The 14,627-nt window shown below is 66.9% G+C and carries 12 protein-coding genes; 3 read left to right on the plus strand and 9 right to left on the minus strand.

Annotated elements, in window-relative coordinates:
- Positions 1-4 precede the first annotated feature (4 nt).
- Positions 5-391 carry a Rieske (2Fe-2S) protein gene (locus tag CLM73_RS09810; RefSeq protein ID WP_105238260.1) on the minus strand — a complete coding sequence of 129 codons (387 nt, stop codon included), beginning with the start codon at positions 389-391 and terminating at the stop codon, positions 5-7.
- A gap of 51 nt (positions 392-442) precedes the next feature.
- Entirely contained in the window at positions 443-2,248 is a 1,806-nt protein-coding gene (locus CLM73_RS09815; protein WP_105238261.1) for an ABCB family ABC transporter ATP-binding protein/permease, read from the minus strand.
- A 270-nt stretch (positions 2,249-2,518) separates the two neighbouring features.
- Here CLM73_RS09815 and CLM73_RS09820 point away from each other — a divergent pair, with 270 nt between their 5' ends.
- Positions 2,519-3,343: an aldo/keto reductase gene (locus CLM73_RS09820; RefSeq protein ID WP_105238262.1), complete on the plus strand. Its 825-nt coding sequence runs from the start codon at positions 2,519-2,521 to the stop codon at positions 3,341-3,343.
- A gap of 61 nt (positions 3,344-3,404) precedes the next feature.
- Here CLM73_RS09820 and CLM73_RS09825 read toward each other — a convergent pair whose 3' ends face one another.
- Both CLM73_RS09825 and CLM73_RS09830 read right to left on the minus strand, forming a co-directional pair.
- A complete protein-coding gene (locus tag CLM73_RS09825; protein WP_105238263.1) occupies positions 3,405-3,602 on the minus strand; it encodes a hypothetical protein in 198 nt (65 codons plus the stop codon).
- Positions 3,599-4,774 (minus strand): PepSY-associated TM helix domain-containing protein, encoded by a 1,176-nt coding sequence (locus CLM73_RS09830; protein WP_105238264.1) that lies wholly within the window; start codon positions 4,772-4,774, stop codon positions 3,599-3,601. The genes CLM73_RS09825 and CLM73_RS09830 overlap by 4 nt, the downstream gene beginning before the upstream one ends.
- A gap of 189 nt (positions 4,775-4,963) precedes the next feature.
- Between CLM73_RS09830 and CLM73_RS09835 the strand changes: the two genes are divergently transcribed.
- Positions 4,964-5,677, plus strand: coding sequence for a metallophosphoesterase (locus tag CLM73_RS09835; RefSeq protein WP_056569753.1), 714 nt, complete (start codon positions 4,964-4,966; stop codon positions 5,675-5,677).
- A gap of 64 nt (positions 5,678-5,741) precedes the next feature.
- On the opposite strand, the gene CLM73_RS09840 is transcribed toward CLM73_RS09835, so the two are convergent.
- Entirely contained in the window at positions 5,742-8,366 is a 2,625-nt protein-coding gene (locus tag CLM73_RS09840; RefSeq protein WP_105238265.1) for a penicillin-binding protein 1A, read from the minus strand.
- Between the two features lie 97 nt (positions 8,367-8,463).
- Positions 8,464-9,279: an AraC family transcriptional regulator gene (locus CLM73_RS09845; protein ID WP_105238266.1), complete on the minus strand. Its 816-nt coding sequence runs from the start codon at positions 9,277-9,279 to the stop codon at positions 8,464-8,466.
- A 184-nt stretch (positions 9,280-9,463) separates the two neighbouring features.
- Between CLM73_RS09845 and CLM73_RS09850 the strand changes: the two genes are divergently transcribed.
- Complete coding sequence (locus CLM73_RS09850) at positions 9,464-10,756, plus strand: MFS transporter (RefSeq protein WP_105241450.1); 1,293 nt, start codon at positions 9,464-9,466, stop codon at positions 10,754-10,756.
- A 54-nt stretch (positions 10,757-10,810) separates the two neighbouring features.
- On the opposite strand, the gene pgaD is transcribed toward CLM73_RS09850, so the two are convergent.
- From pgaD to pgaB, 3 genes are read right to left on the minus strand one after another with little or no spacing between them, the layout of a single operon-like run.
- Entirely contained in the window at positions 10,811-11,257 is a 447-nt protein-coding gene (pgaD, locus tag CLM73_RS09855; RefSeq protein ID WP_105238267.1) for a poly-beta-1,6-N-acetyl-D-glucosamine biosynthesis protein PgaD, read from the minus strand.
- Positions 11,254-12,591 (minus strand): poly-beta-1,6-N-acetyl-D-glucosamine synthase, encoded by a 1,338-nt coding sequence (pgaC, locus tag CLM73_RS09860; RefSeq protein ID WP_105238268.1) that lies wholly within the window; start codon positions 12,589-12,591, stop codon positions 11,254-11,256. Before pgaC ends, pgaD begins: the two co-directional genes overlap by 4 nt.
- Positions 12,588-14,621: a poly-beta-1,6-N-acetyl-D-glucosamine N-deacetylase PgaB gene (gene pgaB / locus CLM73_RS09865; protein ID WP_105238269.1), complete on the minus strand. Its 2,034-nt coding sequence runs from the start codon at positions 14,619-14,621 to the stop codon at positions 12,588-12,590. The genes pgaC and pgaB overlap by 4 nt, the downstream gene beginning before the upstream one ends.
- Positions 14,622-14,627 lie beyond the last annotated feature (6 nt).

A 14,627-nucleotide genomic window follows, 5' to 3' on the forward strand; every position in this document is an offset into this window, starting at 1 on the left:
TCGGTCAGGCGTCGGCGTCCGCCGGACGGATCTTGCCGGCGGGCTGCCAATAGACGCTGCCGTCGCGCTCGGCCACGTCCAGCGCGGTCAAACGTCCGTTTCTACAGGGGCCACCCACGCACACGCCCGTGTCGGGCTGGTAGGTGGCGCCGTGGCGGGCGCACATGATGAGGTCGCCCGCGCGGGTGAAGAAGCTGCCTTCCCAGTCCAGTTCGACGCCGACGTGGGCGCAGCGGTTCAGGTAGCCATGCACCCGGTCCTGGTAGCGCACGAAGAAGGCGGTGGTGCGGCCCGCGCCATCGGTCACGGGCACCTTCACGCCCAGGCCGCCGTTGACCAGGTCGCCGGCGGCGCAGACGCGGACTTCGGGGAGGGTGGGGGAATCCTGCATGGGAGGCCTGGAAATCAAAGGGTGCGATGTTCGGACAGGGGAAGCGGCTTGTCAATCCGCCGGCGCCGACCGGGCGCTTTCCTGCTGGCGGGTCCACATGCCGGCGTAGATGCCGCCCTGGGCCAGCAGTTGCGGGTGGCGGCCGCGCTCGACGATGCGGCCATCGGCCAGCACGATGATCTCGTCCGCGTCGGCCACGGTGGACAGGCGGTGCGCGATGATCAGCGTACTACGGCCCTGGCTGACTTCGCGCAGGTTGGCCTGGATCTCGCGTTCGGTATGGGTGTCCAGCGCGCTGGTGGCCTCGTCGAACAGGAAGATGGCCGGATTCTTGAGGATGGTGCGGGCAATCGCCACGCGCTGCTTTTCGCCGCCCGACAGCTTCAGGCCGCGCTCGCCCACCATCGTGCCGTAGCCGTCCGGCATGGTCAGGATCAGGTCGTGGATGTGGGCGAGGCGCGCGGCAGCCTCGATTTCAGCGTCTGTGGCGCCCGGCCGTCCGTAGCCGATGTTGTAGCGGATGGTGTCGTTAAAGAGCACGGTGTCCTGCGGCACGACGCCGATGGCCGCGCGCACGCTGGCCTGCGTGACCTCGCGCACGTCCTGGCCGTCGATCAGGATGGCGCCGCTGTCGGTGTCATAGAAGCGGAACAGCAGGCGCGCGATGGTGGACTTGCCTGCGCCCGAGGTGCCCACCACGGCCACCGTCTTGCCGGCGGGAATCGAGAAGCTGACGCCCTTCAGGATGGCGCGGCGCGGGTCATAGCCGAAGTGCACGTCGCGGAACTCAACCGCGCCGCCGGAGACCTGCAGCGGCGCGGCGCCCGCGCGGTCCGCCACTTCGCGGTCCTGGCCCAGCAGCTCGAACATGCGCTCCATGTCGATCAGCGCCTGCTTGATTTCGCGGTAGATGAAGCCGAAGAAGCTGAGCGGCGTGTAGAGCTGCAACAGGTACGTGTTGACCAGCACGAAGTCGCCCAGCGTGTAGCGGCCCTCGGCGATGCCGTTGGCCGCCATCCACATCACCAGCGTCAGCCCCGAGGAAATGATGAGGGCCTGGCCGACGTTCAGGATCGACAGGCTGACCTGGCTGCGCACGGCGGCGCGTTCGTAGCGGGTGAGCGAGGCGTCGTAGCGCCGGGCCTCGTGTTCTTCGTTGCCGAAATACTTGACGGTCTCGTAGTTCAGCAGGCTCTCGATGGCCTTGGTGTTGGCCTCGGAGTCGGTTTCGTTCATCTGGCGCCGGAACTTGGCGCGCCATTCCGTCACGGCAAGCGTGTAGGCCATGTACAGCACGACGGTGGCGCCGGTGGCCAGCGCCAGCCAGCCGTCGAACATCTTCCACAGCACGATGCAGACCAGGCTGATTTCGAAGAACGTGGGCAGGATGTTGAAGAGCAGGAACGACAGCAGGGTCTGGATGCCCTTGGTGCCGCGTTCGATGGCGCGGTTCAGTCCGCCGGTCTGCCGCGCCAGGTGAAAGCGCAGCGCCAGGCCGTGCAGGTGCCGGAAGATCTGCAGGCCGACCGAGCGGATCGCATGCTGGCCGACGCGCGCGAAGATGGCGTCGCGCAGTTCGGAGAACAGCAGCGAGAGCACGCGGGCGGTGCCGTAGGCCAGGATCAGGCCCAGCGGCACCGTCACCGTGCCGGGCGCGCCCTTGCCCAGTTCGTCCACCGCCTGCTTGTACAGCAGGGGCACGTAGACGGTTGCGGCCTTGGCGGCGAACAGGCACAGCAGCGCCGCCACGACGCGGACCTTCAGGCCGGTCCTGCCGGGCGGCCACAGGTAGGGAAACAGGGTGCGAAGCGTGGCAAGACCGCCGCCCTTGCCGGGCCGCGTTTCAGGAGAATTCATGTTCTGGATGCAGTGGTTGAGGCCGGCTCCGCCAGGGGAGCTAAGCCGTTTGCAGGGCATTATGGGGCACCAGCGGTACTATTTGAGGGATAACCCCTGGTTTGGGCGGGCCTGGATCAGGGGCTTCAAGTTGGTTTGGCGATACGGGCGCAGCGCGTCGGGCCCGTTTCTTTCTCTTCCAATCGGGGGTCCGGCCGGCTGCTCCCCTGGTTGCGCGACCGGGCACGTTTTCGCCGCGCCGGGGTCGCGTCGCTTGCTACGGAGGGTCTTATGGCGAAGGTACCCGCAGTGAAATTGAACGACGGAGGCAAGATTCCGCAGTTGGGCCTGGGCGTCTGGCAAGTGCCGGACGATCAGGCAGCCTCCAGCGTGAAGGAAGCGCTGGCGGCTGGTTACCGCTCGGTGGACACCGCGGCCATCTATGGCAACGAGGCGGGCGTGGGCGCGGGATTGCGATCGGCCGGCGTGGCGCGCAAGGACCTGTTCATCACCACCAAGCTCTGGAACGACAAGCACGGCTACGACGACGCGCACAAGGCGATCGACGAAAGCCTGGAGAAGCTGGGGCTGGCGTACGTGGACCTGTACCTCATCCATTGGCCGGTCGCGGGCAGCGAGAAGTTCCTGGACGCCTGGCGCGCGATGATCGAGATGAAGGAAGACGGCCGCGCGCGCGCGATCGGCGTGTCGAACTTCACGCAGGCCAACTTGGAACGCCTGATCGACGCGTCCGGCGTCACACCCGCGGTCAACCAGATCGAACTGCATCCGGGGTTCACGCAGACCGCGCTGCGGGCATTTCATGCGCGGCATGGCATCGTGACCGAGTCCTGGAGCCCCCTGGCGCAGGGCAACATCACGAAGGAAAAGGTGATCCTGGACCTGGCGCAAAAGCACGGCAAGTCGCCGGCGCAGGTGACGCTGCGCTGGCATCTGCAGCACAACCTGGTCGTGATTCCGAAATCCGTCACGCCGGATCGCATCCGCGAGAACATCGACGTATTCGACTTCGAACTGTCGCCGGCGGACATGGCCGCCATCGACGGCATCAAGGAAGGCCCGCGCCTGGGCCCGGATCCCGAGAAGTTCGCGTAGTGAAAGAACCCCGGCGGGCGGCACGCGGCGCGCGTGGCCGCCGTCGGCGCAACTTGTTCGGCTAGTGCTTGAGCGGGAACACCCAGTACCGCACGATGACCACGAGCAGGATGCTCAGGGCGGTCCATGACGCCCAATGCCAGGCGCCCGTGCCAAGCAGGGCCGCCAGCAGGCCAAAGATGCTGAGCGCGCCCAGCAGGATCGGCACGCCCCACACGAACAGAAAGCCGCGGCTGCCTTTACCCGTTGAATGGCTCATGCGGGTGTCCTTTGCGGAGCCGCGGCGGCCTGGTGTTTCTTGATGAGTTCGTTGATGCGCGCTTCGGTGGCGCGGCGCCGGGCCAGCCACAGATACAGTCCGCTCACCAGCACGACGATGGTGACGAGGTCCAGCAGCGCCCAGATGATCTTGAGCGGCAGGCCGCCGTAATCGCCGAAATGCAGCGGCCGCGAGACTTCCAGCGCGGTCAGGTACCACGGCATTTTCGCCACGGTCGTCAGCGCGCCGGTCCGGCCGTCGATCAGCACGGGCGTGTTCAGCTTGGACGTCAGGGGCGAGTCGCCGCGCATCCAGGCAATGTAGTGCTGCGGGCTGCCAAAGGCGTTGCCGGGGAAGGAGATGAACGACACGTCGTTGCCGGGCATGGCCTTGCGCGCCGTGTCCGCGGCCAATTGGGCCGAGGCCAGTTGCGTGGGGATGGGCTGGCCCTTGTAGGGTTCCAGCACGCGCGGCAATTCGGTGGACTGCCACAGGCGAAAGAGCGGCGTGGACAGCTCGTTGATGACGCCGGTCAAGCCCACCACCAGTGCCCAGACCAGCGTCACGATGCCCAGCAGGTTGTGCAGGTCCAGCCATTTAAGGCGTGTCGAGCGCGTGGCGCGCACCGTGCCGAATTCCAGCTTCTTCATGAACGGGCCGTACAACACGACGCCCGACACGATGGCGACGCAGAACAGCAGCCCCATGAAACCGAGGAACAACTCGCCGGTCAGGCCCGCGAACAGGTCCACGTGCAGCGCCAGCATAATGCCCATGAACGAAAACTTGTCTTCGGTATAAAGCGGGCCATCGAGCAGCACGTCGCCCGTGCGGGCATCCATGCGGATCGCGTGGCCCGAAGCCAGCCCGTCACCGGGCGTCTTGGCCATGCCGACGAAGACCTGCGGCTCGTCCGGGTCGAAGGACAGGTAGTCGACGACTTCGTTCGGATACATCGCCTGCGCGTTGGCCACGAGCTTGTCGAGGTTGGCGGGCGGTGTGCCGGCGGGCACCTGCGATAGCGGTTTGCCGTCGTCGAGCCAATGCTCGATCTCGTGATGGAACACGAGCGGCAAACCGGTCAGACAGATGATGAGCAGAAAAATGGTGCAAACCAGGCTGGTCCATTTGTGGACGAGATACCAGGTTTTGATGGTGGACGCGGCGGTCATGGTGACGGCGGGAAGCGGCTTGGCGCCGCTTCTTTCAGGGCAGTGCGGGAGAGGAGAAAACATTATCACGAACAAGACGGATTCTCGTAACGCTATTTGACCCTTTCGCCGACTGGGCTTGCCCTGGGGACAGAGCAAAGCGGGTTAAAAAGAGGGGTCAGATTTTCCTTGCGGTATTTCCGAAGCATCATGGAGCAACGTTTTCTCAAGGTCCCGCGCAACGCGTCCGGCCGCGATTTCGCGGTAGGCGATGTGCACGGACATTTCTCGCGCCTGCAGCAGGCCCTGGACGAATTGGGGTTCGACCCCACCCGCGACCGGCTCTTTTCCGTGGGCGACCTGGTCGATCGCGGGCCCGAGAACGAGGCCGCGCTGGACTGGCTGGCAAAGCCCTGGTTCTATGCGGTGCAAGGCAACCACGAGGACTACGCGATTCGCCATGTGCGCACGGGGCAGGTGGACGTGAAGAACTGGCGCGGCTACGGCGGCGGCTGGTTTCTGGATCTGCCCGCCGAGCGGCAGGAGGTGTTTGCCGAAGCCTTCACCCGGCTGCCGATTGCCATCGAGGTGGAAACGTCGTCGGGCGCCGTCGGATTGCTGCATGCCGACTGCCCGGTGCTGTTCTGGCCCCGGCTGGAGTCCGCGTTGCAGGACCGCTACAAACGCACCAGCGCGGCATGCCAGTGGTCGCGCGACCGCCTGCGCCAGATGGACCGCACCGGCATCCTGGGCGTCAGGGCGGTGGTGGCGGGGCACACCCCGGTGGCGTCGCCGCTGGCGCTGGGCAACGTGTACCACATCGACACCGAAGGCTGGAACGCCGGCTACTTCACCTTTTTGAACCTGGAATCCCTGCAGGCGTGGCCGCGCGAGGTCGTGACCGAGGCTGCGGCCGCCGAGTAGCGCGAGGCCGGACCCAAAAGAAAACGGGCGCCGTGAGGCGCCCGTTTTGCGTGCTGCGCGGTCCTTACAGCGGCCGGGCGGTCACGGCGCCGGGGGAGGTCACGGCGCTGGCGCTTACGCCGGCTGAGTCGGCCGGCGTGGCCGCGGCAGGGACGGCTGGCGTCTGCACGCCGCCCGCGGCGGGCATGGCCTGCGCCTGCGGGACGGGGACGGGCGCGGCGTCGGCACGGGGCACGGGGATCGGCATCAGCGGCGGCTGGATGGGACTGTCTTGGGGGGCCATGGCGCCGCCGGGGGGCAGCGGCTTGACCGAGGTGTCGACGCCGTCGGTCGAGCGGTTGTTGTTCAGGAAGTCGGTCAGCGCGTCGCCGGAAGACAGGTCCAGCGAGGCCACCGCCTGGCCGGGCGGGAATTCGGAGAAGTAGTACTCGCCGTTGTCGACCAGCAGGCCGTCGGGGCGCGGCGCCGGCTTGGCCTGCGGCACGTCCTTCAAGACCGGCTGCATGTAGTCCAGCCAGGTGGAGAGCGCCAGGCCGCTGCCGAACTCGTTGGTGCCCAGCGACTTGGGCTGGTCAAAGCCCATCCAGACGGTGGTGGCCAGCGTTTGCGTGAAGCCCGAGAACCAGACGTCCACGGCATCGTTCGTGGTGCCGGTCTTGCCGCCGATGTCGTTGCGCTTGAGCACCTGATGCGCGCGGGCGGCGGTGCCGTTGACCGTGACGTCGCGCAGGATGTCGTCCATGACCCAGGCGGTGCGCGGGTCGATGGCGCGTGCCTGCGCGTCGCCCGCGACGACGGGCTGGGTCTTCATCAGCACGTTGCCGGAGCGGTCCGTGACGTGGTCGATGAGATACGGCGTGACGCGGTAGCCGCCGTTGGCAAACACGCTATAGCCATTGACGACCTGCAGCGGCGTGGCGCCGCCCGCGCCCAGCGCAAGCGGCAGCACGGCGGGCCAACGTTCCTTGTCGAAACCGAAACGCGTCAGGTAGTCCTGCGCGTACTGCGGCGAAATCGCCTGCAGGATGCGGATCGACACCATGTTCTTGGACCGCATCAGACCCTGGCGCAGGGTCAGCATGGGCTCGTACTTGTTGCCGTCGTTCTTGGGCTGCCAGGCCTTGGAACCGGTCTGCTCGGCCGTCAGCATGAAGGGCTGGTCGGAGATCTGTGTGGCGGGCGTCAGGCCCCGTTCCAGGGCAGCCGCGTAGACGAACGGCTTGATGTTCGAGCCCGGCTGGCGCCATGCCTGCGTGACGCGGTTGAAGTGGCCGCGGTTGAAGTCGAAGCCGCCGATCATGGCGCGGATCGCGCCGTCCTGCGGCACCATCGACACCAGTGCGGCCTGCAGCGCGGGCATGTTGATGATTTCCCAGTTGTCGCCGTTCTTGTGGATGTAGACCACGGAACCGCGGCGGATGCGCTGGTTGTCGCTGGCCTTGGGATTGAGCGCGCGGGCCACAACCGCCAGGGCCTTCTTGTCCGAAATCGTGATGATGTCGCGCCCGCTGCGCGCCACGGTGACTTCGGTGGGGCTGGCGGCCAGCACGACGGCGGCAAGCAGGTCTTCGCTGTCGGGCGACTTTTCCTGCACGCCGTCCAGGATTTCGTCGAGCGCCTGGGCATCTTTTTCCACGTCGGCGGGCAGCTCGACCTGGTCTTCCGGGCCCGGATAGACGGCGCGGCGCGTGTAGTCGATGATGCCGTCGCGCACGGCGCGGTAGGCGGCTTCCTGCGCCTTGGAATCGATCGTGGTGTAGACGTCGATGCCGGACGAGTAGGTGTTCTCCTGGAACACGCCGTACATCAGCTGGCGGGCCAGTTCGGCCGGATAGTCGCCGTGCACCGCGAACCCGCGCGTGCTGCTGCCGTCAGAGCCGCGGATCGTGAGGCGCTGTTTCAGGGCTTCGTCGGTCTGCTCGGGCGTCAGGTAACCCAGCGTCTTCATGCGGCCCAGCACGTAATGCTGGCGAATCTCGGCGCGCGGGTAATTGGTGATGGGATTGAACCGAGAGGGCGCCTTCGGAATGCCGGCCAGCATGGCGGCCTCGGCGGGCGTGACTTCGGAGAGCGGCTTGCCCAGATACGTGCGCGAGGCGGCCGCGAAACCATAGGCGCGATGGCCCAGGTAGATCTGGTTCATGTAAAGCTCAAGGATCTGGTCCTTGGTGAGCTCGGATTCGATCTTGAACGTCAGCAGCAGCTCATAGAACTTGCGCGAATAGGTCTTTTCCGACGACAGATAGAAGTTGCGCGCGACCTGCATGGTGATCGTGCTGCCGCCCTGGGACTTGGAGCCCTTGACGATGTTGGTCAGCACGGCGCGCGCGACGCCCATCCAGTCGACGCCGCCGTGGCTGTAGAAGCGGTCGTCCTCGGCCGCCAGCACCGCCTGCCGCATCACCGGGGGGATCTCGTCGAAACGCAGCACGTTGCGGTGCTCTTCGCCGTATTCGCCGATGAGTACCTTGTCCGCGGTGTAGATGCGCAGGGGCACGCGTGGCCGGTAGTCGGTCATCGCGTGCAGGTCGGGCAGGCTGGGCCACGCCAGGGCCAGCGCAAGGCCGAGCACGACGGCGCCGCACACGGCTGCGCCAGCGGCGGCGATGCCCGCTTTGACCAGGAGAGGTTTCCAGGGGAGGCCCGATTTGCCGCCCGGGTTGGCGGAGGATTGCTGGGGATTGCTCATTGCAGGCGATTCTAGGGCAGAACGCTATAGACCGCCCAGGGCCCAATAAGGTTTCGGTAACGAAATCTGCCCATGTGAGCGGTTATTCAGCTTTTGTTCAGGTGCGCGGGGCGCCGGGGACGGATTCCAGATAGCGCTGGGGCGGGGCGCCCAACGCGCGGTGGAACATGGCCGAGAAGGCGCTGGCGCTGCGGTAGCCAAGGTCCGCCGCAATGCGCGCCACGGGCACGCCCATCGACAGCCGGCACACCGCGTCGGCCAGCCGCACCTGCTGCACCCATTGCCGGTAATTCAGTCCCAGTTCGGATTGAAACAATCGGATCAGCGTTCGCGCGCTGGCGCCGACCTCGCTGCCCCAGTCCTCGATGCCGCGTTGCAGGCCGGGTTGGTCCAGGATGGCCGCGCAGATGGCTTGCAGGCGCCGGTCACGCGGCCAGGGAATCTGGATCGGCACGATGCGCGCGGCGGCCAGCTCGGCCAGGATCAACCCCGCGATCTGCTCGACCCGTCCCCCAAGCGGATAGTCGATGGGCTCGGCCGTCAGCGCCAGAATCAGTTCGCGCAGCAGGCCGCTGACCTCGATGACCTGACACTCGGGCCAGTAGTCCTGGGCCGCGTCGGCGTGGATGTAAAGGGAACGCATCGAGACCGTGCCCACCATGTCGACGCCGTGCGGCACGCCCGCCGGCACCCACAGCGCGCGCAGCGGCGGCAGCGCCCAGAAGCCGCTGGGCGTGGTGACGCGCATCACGCCTTCGACGGCATAGATGAGCTGGGCGCGCGGGTGGGTATGGGGACCCGTCTGCGCGCCGGCGGAAAACTCCTTGGCCATCGCCGTGACGACGCGCGGACGGTCCTGGTAGTCCTGTGCGTTGATGCTGCGGCTGGGATCGGGGACAGGGCGAATGACCATGGTGTCACTTCCGACAAAAGGATGAGGGGGCGCCAGAACGCGCATGGCGTCTATTTTGTCACTGTGTTGCCACGGTGGTTGTCACTTTCTCGACGAAAAATGGCAGATCGCGCCGGCGCCGGATTCCTACACTGATGCCTGGTTCCGGCGCTTGGCCGGCTTGTCCATTTTCTTCGTGCGACTCATGAACTCCGCCCAGAATCCCGCTGCCGGCCTGTCTGTCTCGACCGCTGCCGCGCCCGCCGCAGCATCGGCTGCCGCAGCATCGGCTGCCGCAGCATCGCCCGCCGCAGCATCGGCTGCCGCCTCCGATCCCTCCACCGCCTTCAAGGTGCTGGGCGCGATCAGCGTGGCGCATCTGATGAACGACATGATCCAGTCGATCCTGCTCGCCATCTATCCCATGCTCAAGGACTCGTTCAGCCTGACATTCACGCAGATCGGGTTGATCACGCTGGTCTACCAGCTTGCCGCGTCGCTGCTGCAGCCGTTCATCGGCTTTTATACCGACCGCAACCCCAAGCCGTACTCGTTGCCCGTGGGCATGGGCTTCACGCTGGTGGGCCTGTTGATGCTGTCGATGGCGCCGTCGTTTGGCTGGCTGTTGGTGGCGGCGGTGCTGGTGGGCACGGGCTCGTCGGTGTTCCATCCGGAATCGTCGCGCGTGGCGCGCATGGCGTCGGGCGGCCGGCACGGGCTGGCGCAGTCGCTGTTCCAGGTGGGCGGCAATGTGGGATCGGCGTTGGGGCCGCTTCTGGCGGCGCTTTTCATCATTCCGCACGGGCAGGGCAGCGTGGCGTGGTTTTCGCTGGCGGCGCTGTTCGGCATCGGGGTGCTGATGTGGATCGGACGCTGGTACAGCGCCAACCGCGTGCTGCTCAAGCCGCGGGTGCGGCGCGAGGGCGCGGGCAACGGCTTGTCGCGCAATCAGGTGCTGGGCGCGCTGGCGGTGCTGGGCGTGCTGGTGTTCTCGAAGTATTTCTACCTGGCCAGCCTGAACAGCTACTTCACCTTCTACCTGATCGACAAGTTCGGGCTGTCGGTGCGCGAGGCGCAGCTGTATCTCTTTCTGTTCCTGGCCGCCGTCGCGGTAGGCACGGTGGTGGGCGGGCCGGTGGGCGACCGCATCGGCCGCAAGATCGTGATCTGGGTGTCGATCCTGGGCGTGGCGCCTTTCACGCTGCTGCTGCCGCACGCGGACCTGTTCTGGACCGGCGTGCTGGTGGTGATCATCGGCGTGGTGCTGGCCTCGGCCTTCTCCGCGATCGTGGTCTATGCGCAGGAGCTGGTCCCGGGCAAGGTGGGGATGATCGCGGGGCTGTTCTTCGGCTTTGCCTTTGGCATGGGCGGCCTGGGCGCCGCGGTGCTGGGCCGGGTGGCCGACGCCACCAGCATCGGCTACGTCTACCAGGTGTGCGCCTATCTGCCGCTGCTGGGCGTGGTGGCGATCCTGTTGCCGAAGATGCGGCGGGTGTAGGCGTAGCCGGCACGGGGCGGGACAAGCCTTCCGCCGCCCCAGGCCCCTCAGGCATCAGCCCGTCCGCAGCGATTGCAGGCGCGGCAGGCGGTGTTCGATGCCGTCGATCTGCCCGGCGCTGCCGTGGTGGATGACGGTCACGCGGGTGGCGCGCAGCTGCGCCAGTTGCTCGGCACTGACTTCAAAGCTCTTGGCCAAGCGCTGATCGGTGAGCGGGCGGATCGGCTTGCGGCGGTCCTTGCCGCCGAAGCGGCGGTGGTTGTACACGGCCCACGCCACCAGCACCGCGGCGTTGACCACGGCCAGCACGGCATAGCCCCACAAGGTCTGCACCGTCGGCAGAAAGACGGGCAGGAGCGGCGCGTCCGGGCCGCTGACGGCCCCGCGCAGGATCGCCAGGATGCCGGCGCCAAAGAGGTAGACGAAAGCGAACCAGCCGAAGGCGGTCAGCGCGAAGTCGAACAGGTAGCCCGCGCGCGAGCGTTGCGTGGTGATGATCATGATGCGTCCGGTGATTTGATGCCGCGGTCGGGGCTGGTCCAGCGGGCCCGCTGGGCCTGCTTGCGCAGCATGACCTTGGGAAAACTGACCAGCGTGGTGAAGAGACTCACCATCCAGTAGGCCAGCGGATACCAGATGACCCAGTACAGCGAGCGCGCCAGGCCCGGTTCGTAGCGGCGGTCGATCAGGATGCTGACGGCGAACTGCAGCAGGCAGACGACCGCCAGCATCATGCCGGTGAAGGCCGGCGGCAGCAGGCTGGCGATCTGCATGTTGTTGGGCAGCGCGACGATCTGGCTGACCAGCCACAGCACCACCGACAGCGCGAACGCGAACGCCCAGGCCGTCGACAGGCAGAACTCGGCCATCAGCGGCCACAGCCGGCGGTGACGCCAGTTCCAGATCGAGCGCAGGTTCTTCAGGAACACCTCCGCGCCGCCCTGCGCCCAGCGCAGCCGCTGCTTCCACAATCCGCGCAGCGTCTCGGGCATCAGGATCCAGCACAGCCCGCGCGGTTCATAGAAGATGGACCAGTGGTCGCGCTGCAGCTTCCAGCTGATGTCGATGTCTTCGGTGATCATGTCCAGGCTCCAGTAGCCCGCGCGGTCCAGCGCCACGCGGCGGAAGGCCGCGACGACGCCCGACACCGTGAAGACCTGCCCGTACACCCGTTGTGTGCGCTTGATGAGCCCGATGATCGAAGAGAACTCGCCGACCTGGATGCGCCCGATCAGCGTGGAGCGGGTGCGGATGCGCGGGTTGCCGGTGACGGCGCCGACGCGCGGGTTGTCGATCAGCGGCGCCACCAGATACGCGGCGGCATCGGGGTCGAGCAGGGCGTCGCCGTCGATGCACACCAGGTATTCGCTGCGGGCCGCCAGCGCGCCCATGCGCAGCGCCATGGCCTTGCCCTGGTTCTGCGCCAGATGCACCACGCGCAGGCGCGAGTGTTCGGCGGCCATGCGGTCCAGCAACGCGGCCGTGCCGTCGGTCGACCCGTCGTTGATGGCGATGACCTCGATGTGCGGATAGTTCTGGTTCAGGGCGGCCAGCAGGGTTTCTTCGCCGTTGTCGGCTTCGTTGAAGCACGGCACCAGAATCGACACCAGCGGCGAGCCGGCCAGTTCGGGCGGGGTGCGCTCAGACCCCCACGCCCAGTGGCGTTCCCAATGCCACCAGAAGTAGATGCCGCCCGCCATCCACATGCCGGACATGAACAGGGGATAGAAGAACACGAAGCCCAGCAGCGCTTCGCCGGTCAGCATCAGGGTGAAGCCGAACGGCGCGCCGAGCACCGCGCAAAGAATCAGCAGGGCAATCAATCGATCAGTCATTGGAGGGGATACCAGGCTTCGGAGATGGCGGGCCGGATGCCTTGCAACCGGGGCTGGTCTTGCGAGAAATCGTCGGGGTAGTAGCCGAAGCTGCGGGCGCCGCGCAGTTGCAGGCGGCGCATCCAGCCGGCCAGCACGTCGGTGTCCACCGGCGTGGCGTCGGGGCGGCCGGGGCCGGTGCGCCAGTCGCGGCTTTGCAGTTCGAACACGGTCCTGGACAGCGCGCCGGGCCGGCGGGCGACGGTGTCGACCAGCTCGTCCAGCCACGCGTTTTCCTTGCCGGGCGCCACGTTTTCCATCAGCGGCATCGCCATCGGCGCGGTCCAGTCGTACGCGGCCAGAAAGTCGTCCAGGTTCTGCGCGAACCAGGTTTCGCTGTCGGGATTCAGGATGGGCTGGGCGTAGATGTTGCGCGCCGTCTTGATCTGCGGCCCGCGCACGGCGCGTACCTTTTCGGCAAGCGCCGCAGTGAAGTCCACCAGATAGCGGCTCTTGTAGCGGGTCCAGCGCTGCATCGTGTCCGGATCGGCGCGCAGTTCGGCGATGCTGCCCGGCAACCCCGCCGCGCGGTACGCGGCCAGCGCGCCGGGGCTGGCGTCCTCGAAATCCGACAGCAGCGCGTCGTCGTGAAACAGGATGCCGTCGAAGATCGCCTGGCGCGCCAGGTCTTCGTACAGGTCGCCGATGCGCGCACGCACGGTGGCGTCAAACGGCGACAGGCGGCGGTACTGGTCCGGGTCCGGCGCCACCTGCCCGGTGTCCGGATCCCAGCGCTCAACACGGGGCAGGGCCGAGTCCATGTCGAAGGCCAGCACGGGCATCCATGCGTACACCATCACGTTGGCGCGGTTGTGCAGCTGCCAGGCCGCGCGGTTGAAGAGGTCCGCGCGCATCGGCAGCCAGCGGTTGGGGAAGTACAGCGACTTCACCAGCCCATCGCCCTGCGGGTCGGAATAGGCCTGCAGGAATACCGTGTTGATCTGCATGTCCAGGATGCGCTGCACCAGCACGCCCAGATTGCGATCGGTCTGTTCCGGGTCCGGGTCGTAGACGTAGTCCAGATCGATGTGCGCGACGCGCATGAAGGGGTCGGCCTCCATGCCCACCACGCTGTTGGCAAACGACTTGAGCGCCGGATCGCTGGCCAGCAGCATGCGCGGCGTGGACATCAGGCGGGACAGGCGCCCGGGTCCGTCTTCCAGCGTCAGCGCCATCTCGTAGCCGTTCTCCGCGGTGATGCGCAGCGTGGAGCCGCCTTCCGCGCCATACGGCCAGACCCACACGCGGGGTTTCTTGCCGGTGGCCTTGCGGATCTTTTCCGTGATGGCGGCCACGTCGCGGCCCATGCGGGCGTCGAACTGCGCCTCGGTCTCGTACTGGCCGGTGCGTGCGTCGTATGCCCGGATCGCAGCGGCCGGCTCGGTGTTGCCCTGCGGATTGGCCAGCGCGCCGTAGTGCGAGGCGTCCGTGTGCGCGGCAATCTCCACCAGCCCGGAGCGCGAGATCTCGCGGATCTCGTCCCAGTTCAGAAAGCGTTGGCGGGCCTCGGGCGTGCCGCCGAAATCCACCGGGCGGTCGGACGGGGTGTCCATCCAGGCGCCCACGGGCGCCAGCAGCGCCGGCCAGCCGTAGGCTTTCAGGATAGGCAGCACGCGGGTGTGGAAGCTGCGGTAGCCGTCGTCAAACGACAGCAGGACGGCGCGGTCGGGCAGCGGCTTGCCGCCTTGCCGGGCCGCCAGGATTTGATCCACCGACACGGCCTGATAACCGTTGGCGCGCAGCCAGGCCAGCTGTTCGGCCAGCCGATCCGTGCGCACGCTGAGAAAGGCCTGGTCGGGGTCGTCGTCTTCGACGTCGTGATAGGCCAGGGCCAGGAACTGGCCATTGACCCAGGGCCGGTCGGCGGCCGCGACGGGGCGCTCGGCGGGCGGTGTGTAGACGGGGATGTCCTTGGCGCAGGCGGTCAGCGCAAGAATCATGAGGAACAGGATGCCGGCCAGAATCAGCCGGGTATGCAGTTTGAGCATCATGTCGTT

The sequence above is a fragment of the Achromobacter spanius genome, from assembly GCF_002966795.1.
Taxonomy (GTDB): Bacteria; Pseudomonadota; Gammaproteobacteria; order Burkholderiales; family Burkholderiaceae_B; genus Achromobacter; species Achromobacter spanius_D.

Bases quoted from the DNA above. Each gene is read 5' to 3' on its own strand.
- CLM73_RS09835 (WP_056569753.1), top strand. From the start codon at position 4,964: ATGGAGCAACGTTTTCTCAAGGTCCCGCGCAACGCGTCCGGCCGCGAT.
- CLM73_RS09830 (WP_105238264.1), bottom strand. From the start codon at position 4,774: ATGACCGCCGCGTCCACCATCAAAACCTGGTATCTCGTCCACAAATGG.
- CLM73_RS09815 (WP_105238261.1), bottom strand. From the start codon at position 2,248: ATGAATTCTCCTGAAACGCGGCCCGGCAAGGGCGGCGGTCTTGCCACG.
- pgaB (WP_105238269.1), bottom strand. From the start codon at position 14,621: ATGATGCTCAAACTGCATACCCGGCTGATTCTGGCCGGCATCCTGTTC.
- CLM73_RS09840 (WP_105238265.1), bottom strand. From the start codon at position 8,366: ATGAGCAATCCCCAGCAATCCTCCGCCAACCCGGGCGGCAAATCGGGC.
- CLM73_RS09845 (WP_105238266.1), bottom strand. From the start codon at position 9,279: ATGGTCATTCGCCCTGTCCCCGATCCCAGCCGCAGCATCAACGCACAG.
- CLM73_RS09810 (WP_105238260.1), bottom strand. From the start codon at position 391: ATGCAGGATTCCCCCACCCTCCCCGAAGTCCGCGTCTGCGCCGCCGGC.
- CLM73_RS09820 (WP_105238262.1), top strand. From the start codon at position 2,519: ATGGCGAAGGTACCCGCAGTGAAATTGAACGACGGAGGCAAGATTCCG.
- pgaD (WP_105238267.1), bottom strand. From the start codon at position 11,257: ATGATCATCACCACGCAACGCTCGCGCGCGGGCTACCTGTTCGACTTC.
- CLM73_RS09850 (WP_105241450.1), top strand. From the start codon at position 9,464: ATGAACTCCGCCCAGAATCCCGCTGCCGGCCTGTCTGTCTCGACCGCT.
- CLM73_RS09825 (WP_105238263.1), bottom strand. From the start codon at position 3,602: ATGAGCCATTCAACGGGTAAAGGCAGCCGCGGCTTTCTGTTCGTGTGG.
- pgaC (WP_105238268.1), bottom strand. From the start codon at position 12,591: ATGACTGATCGATTGATTGCCCTGCTGATTCTTTGCGCGGTGCTCGGC.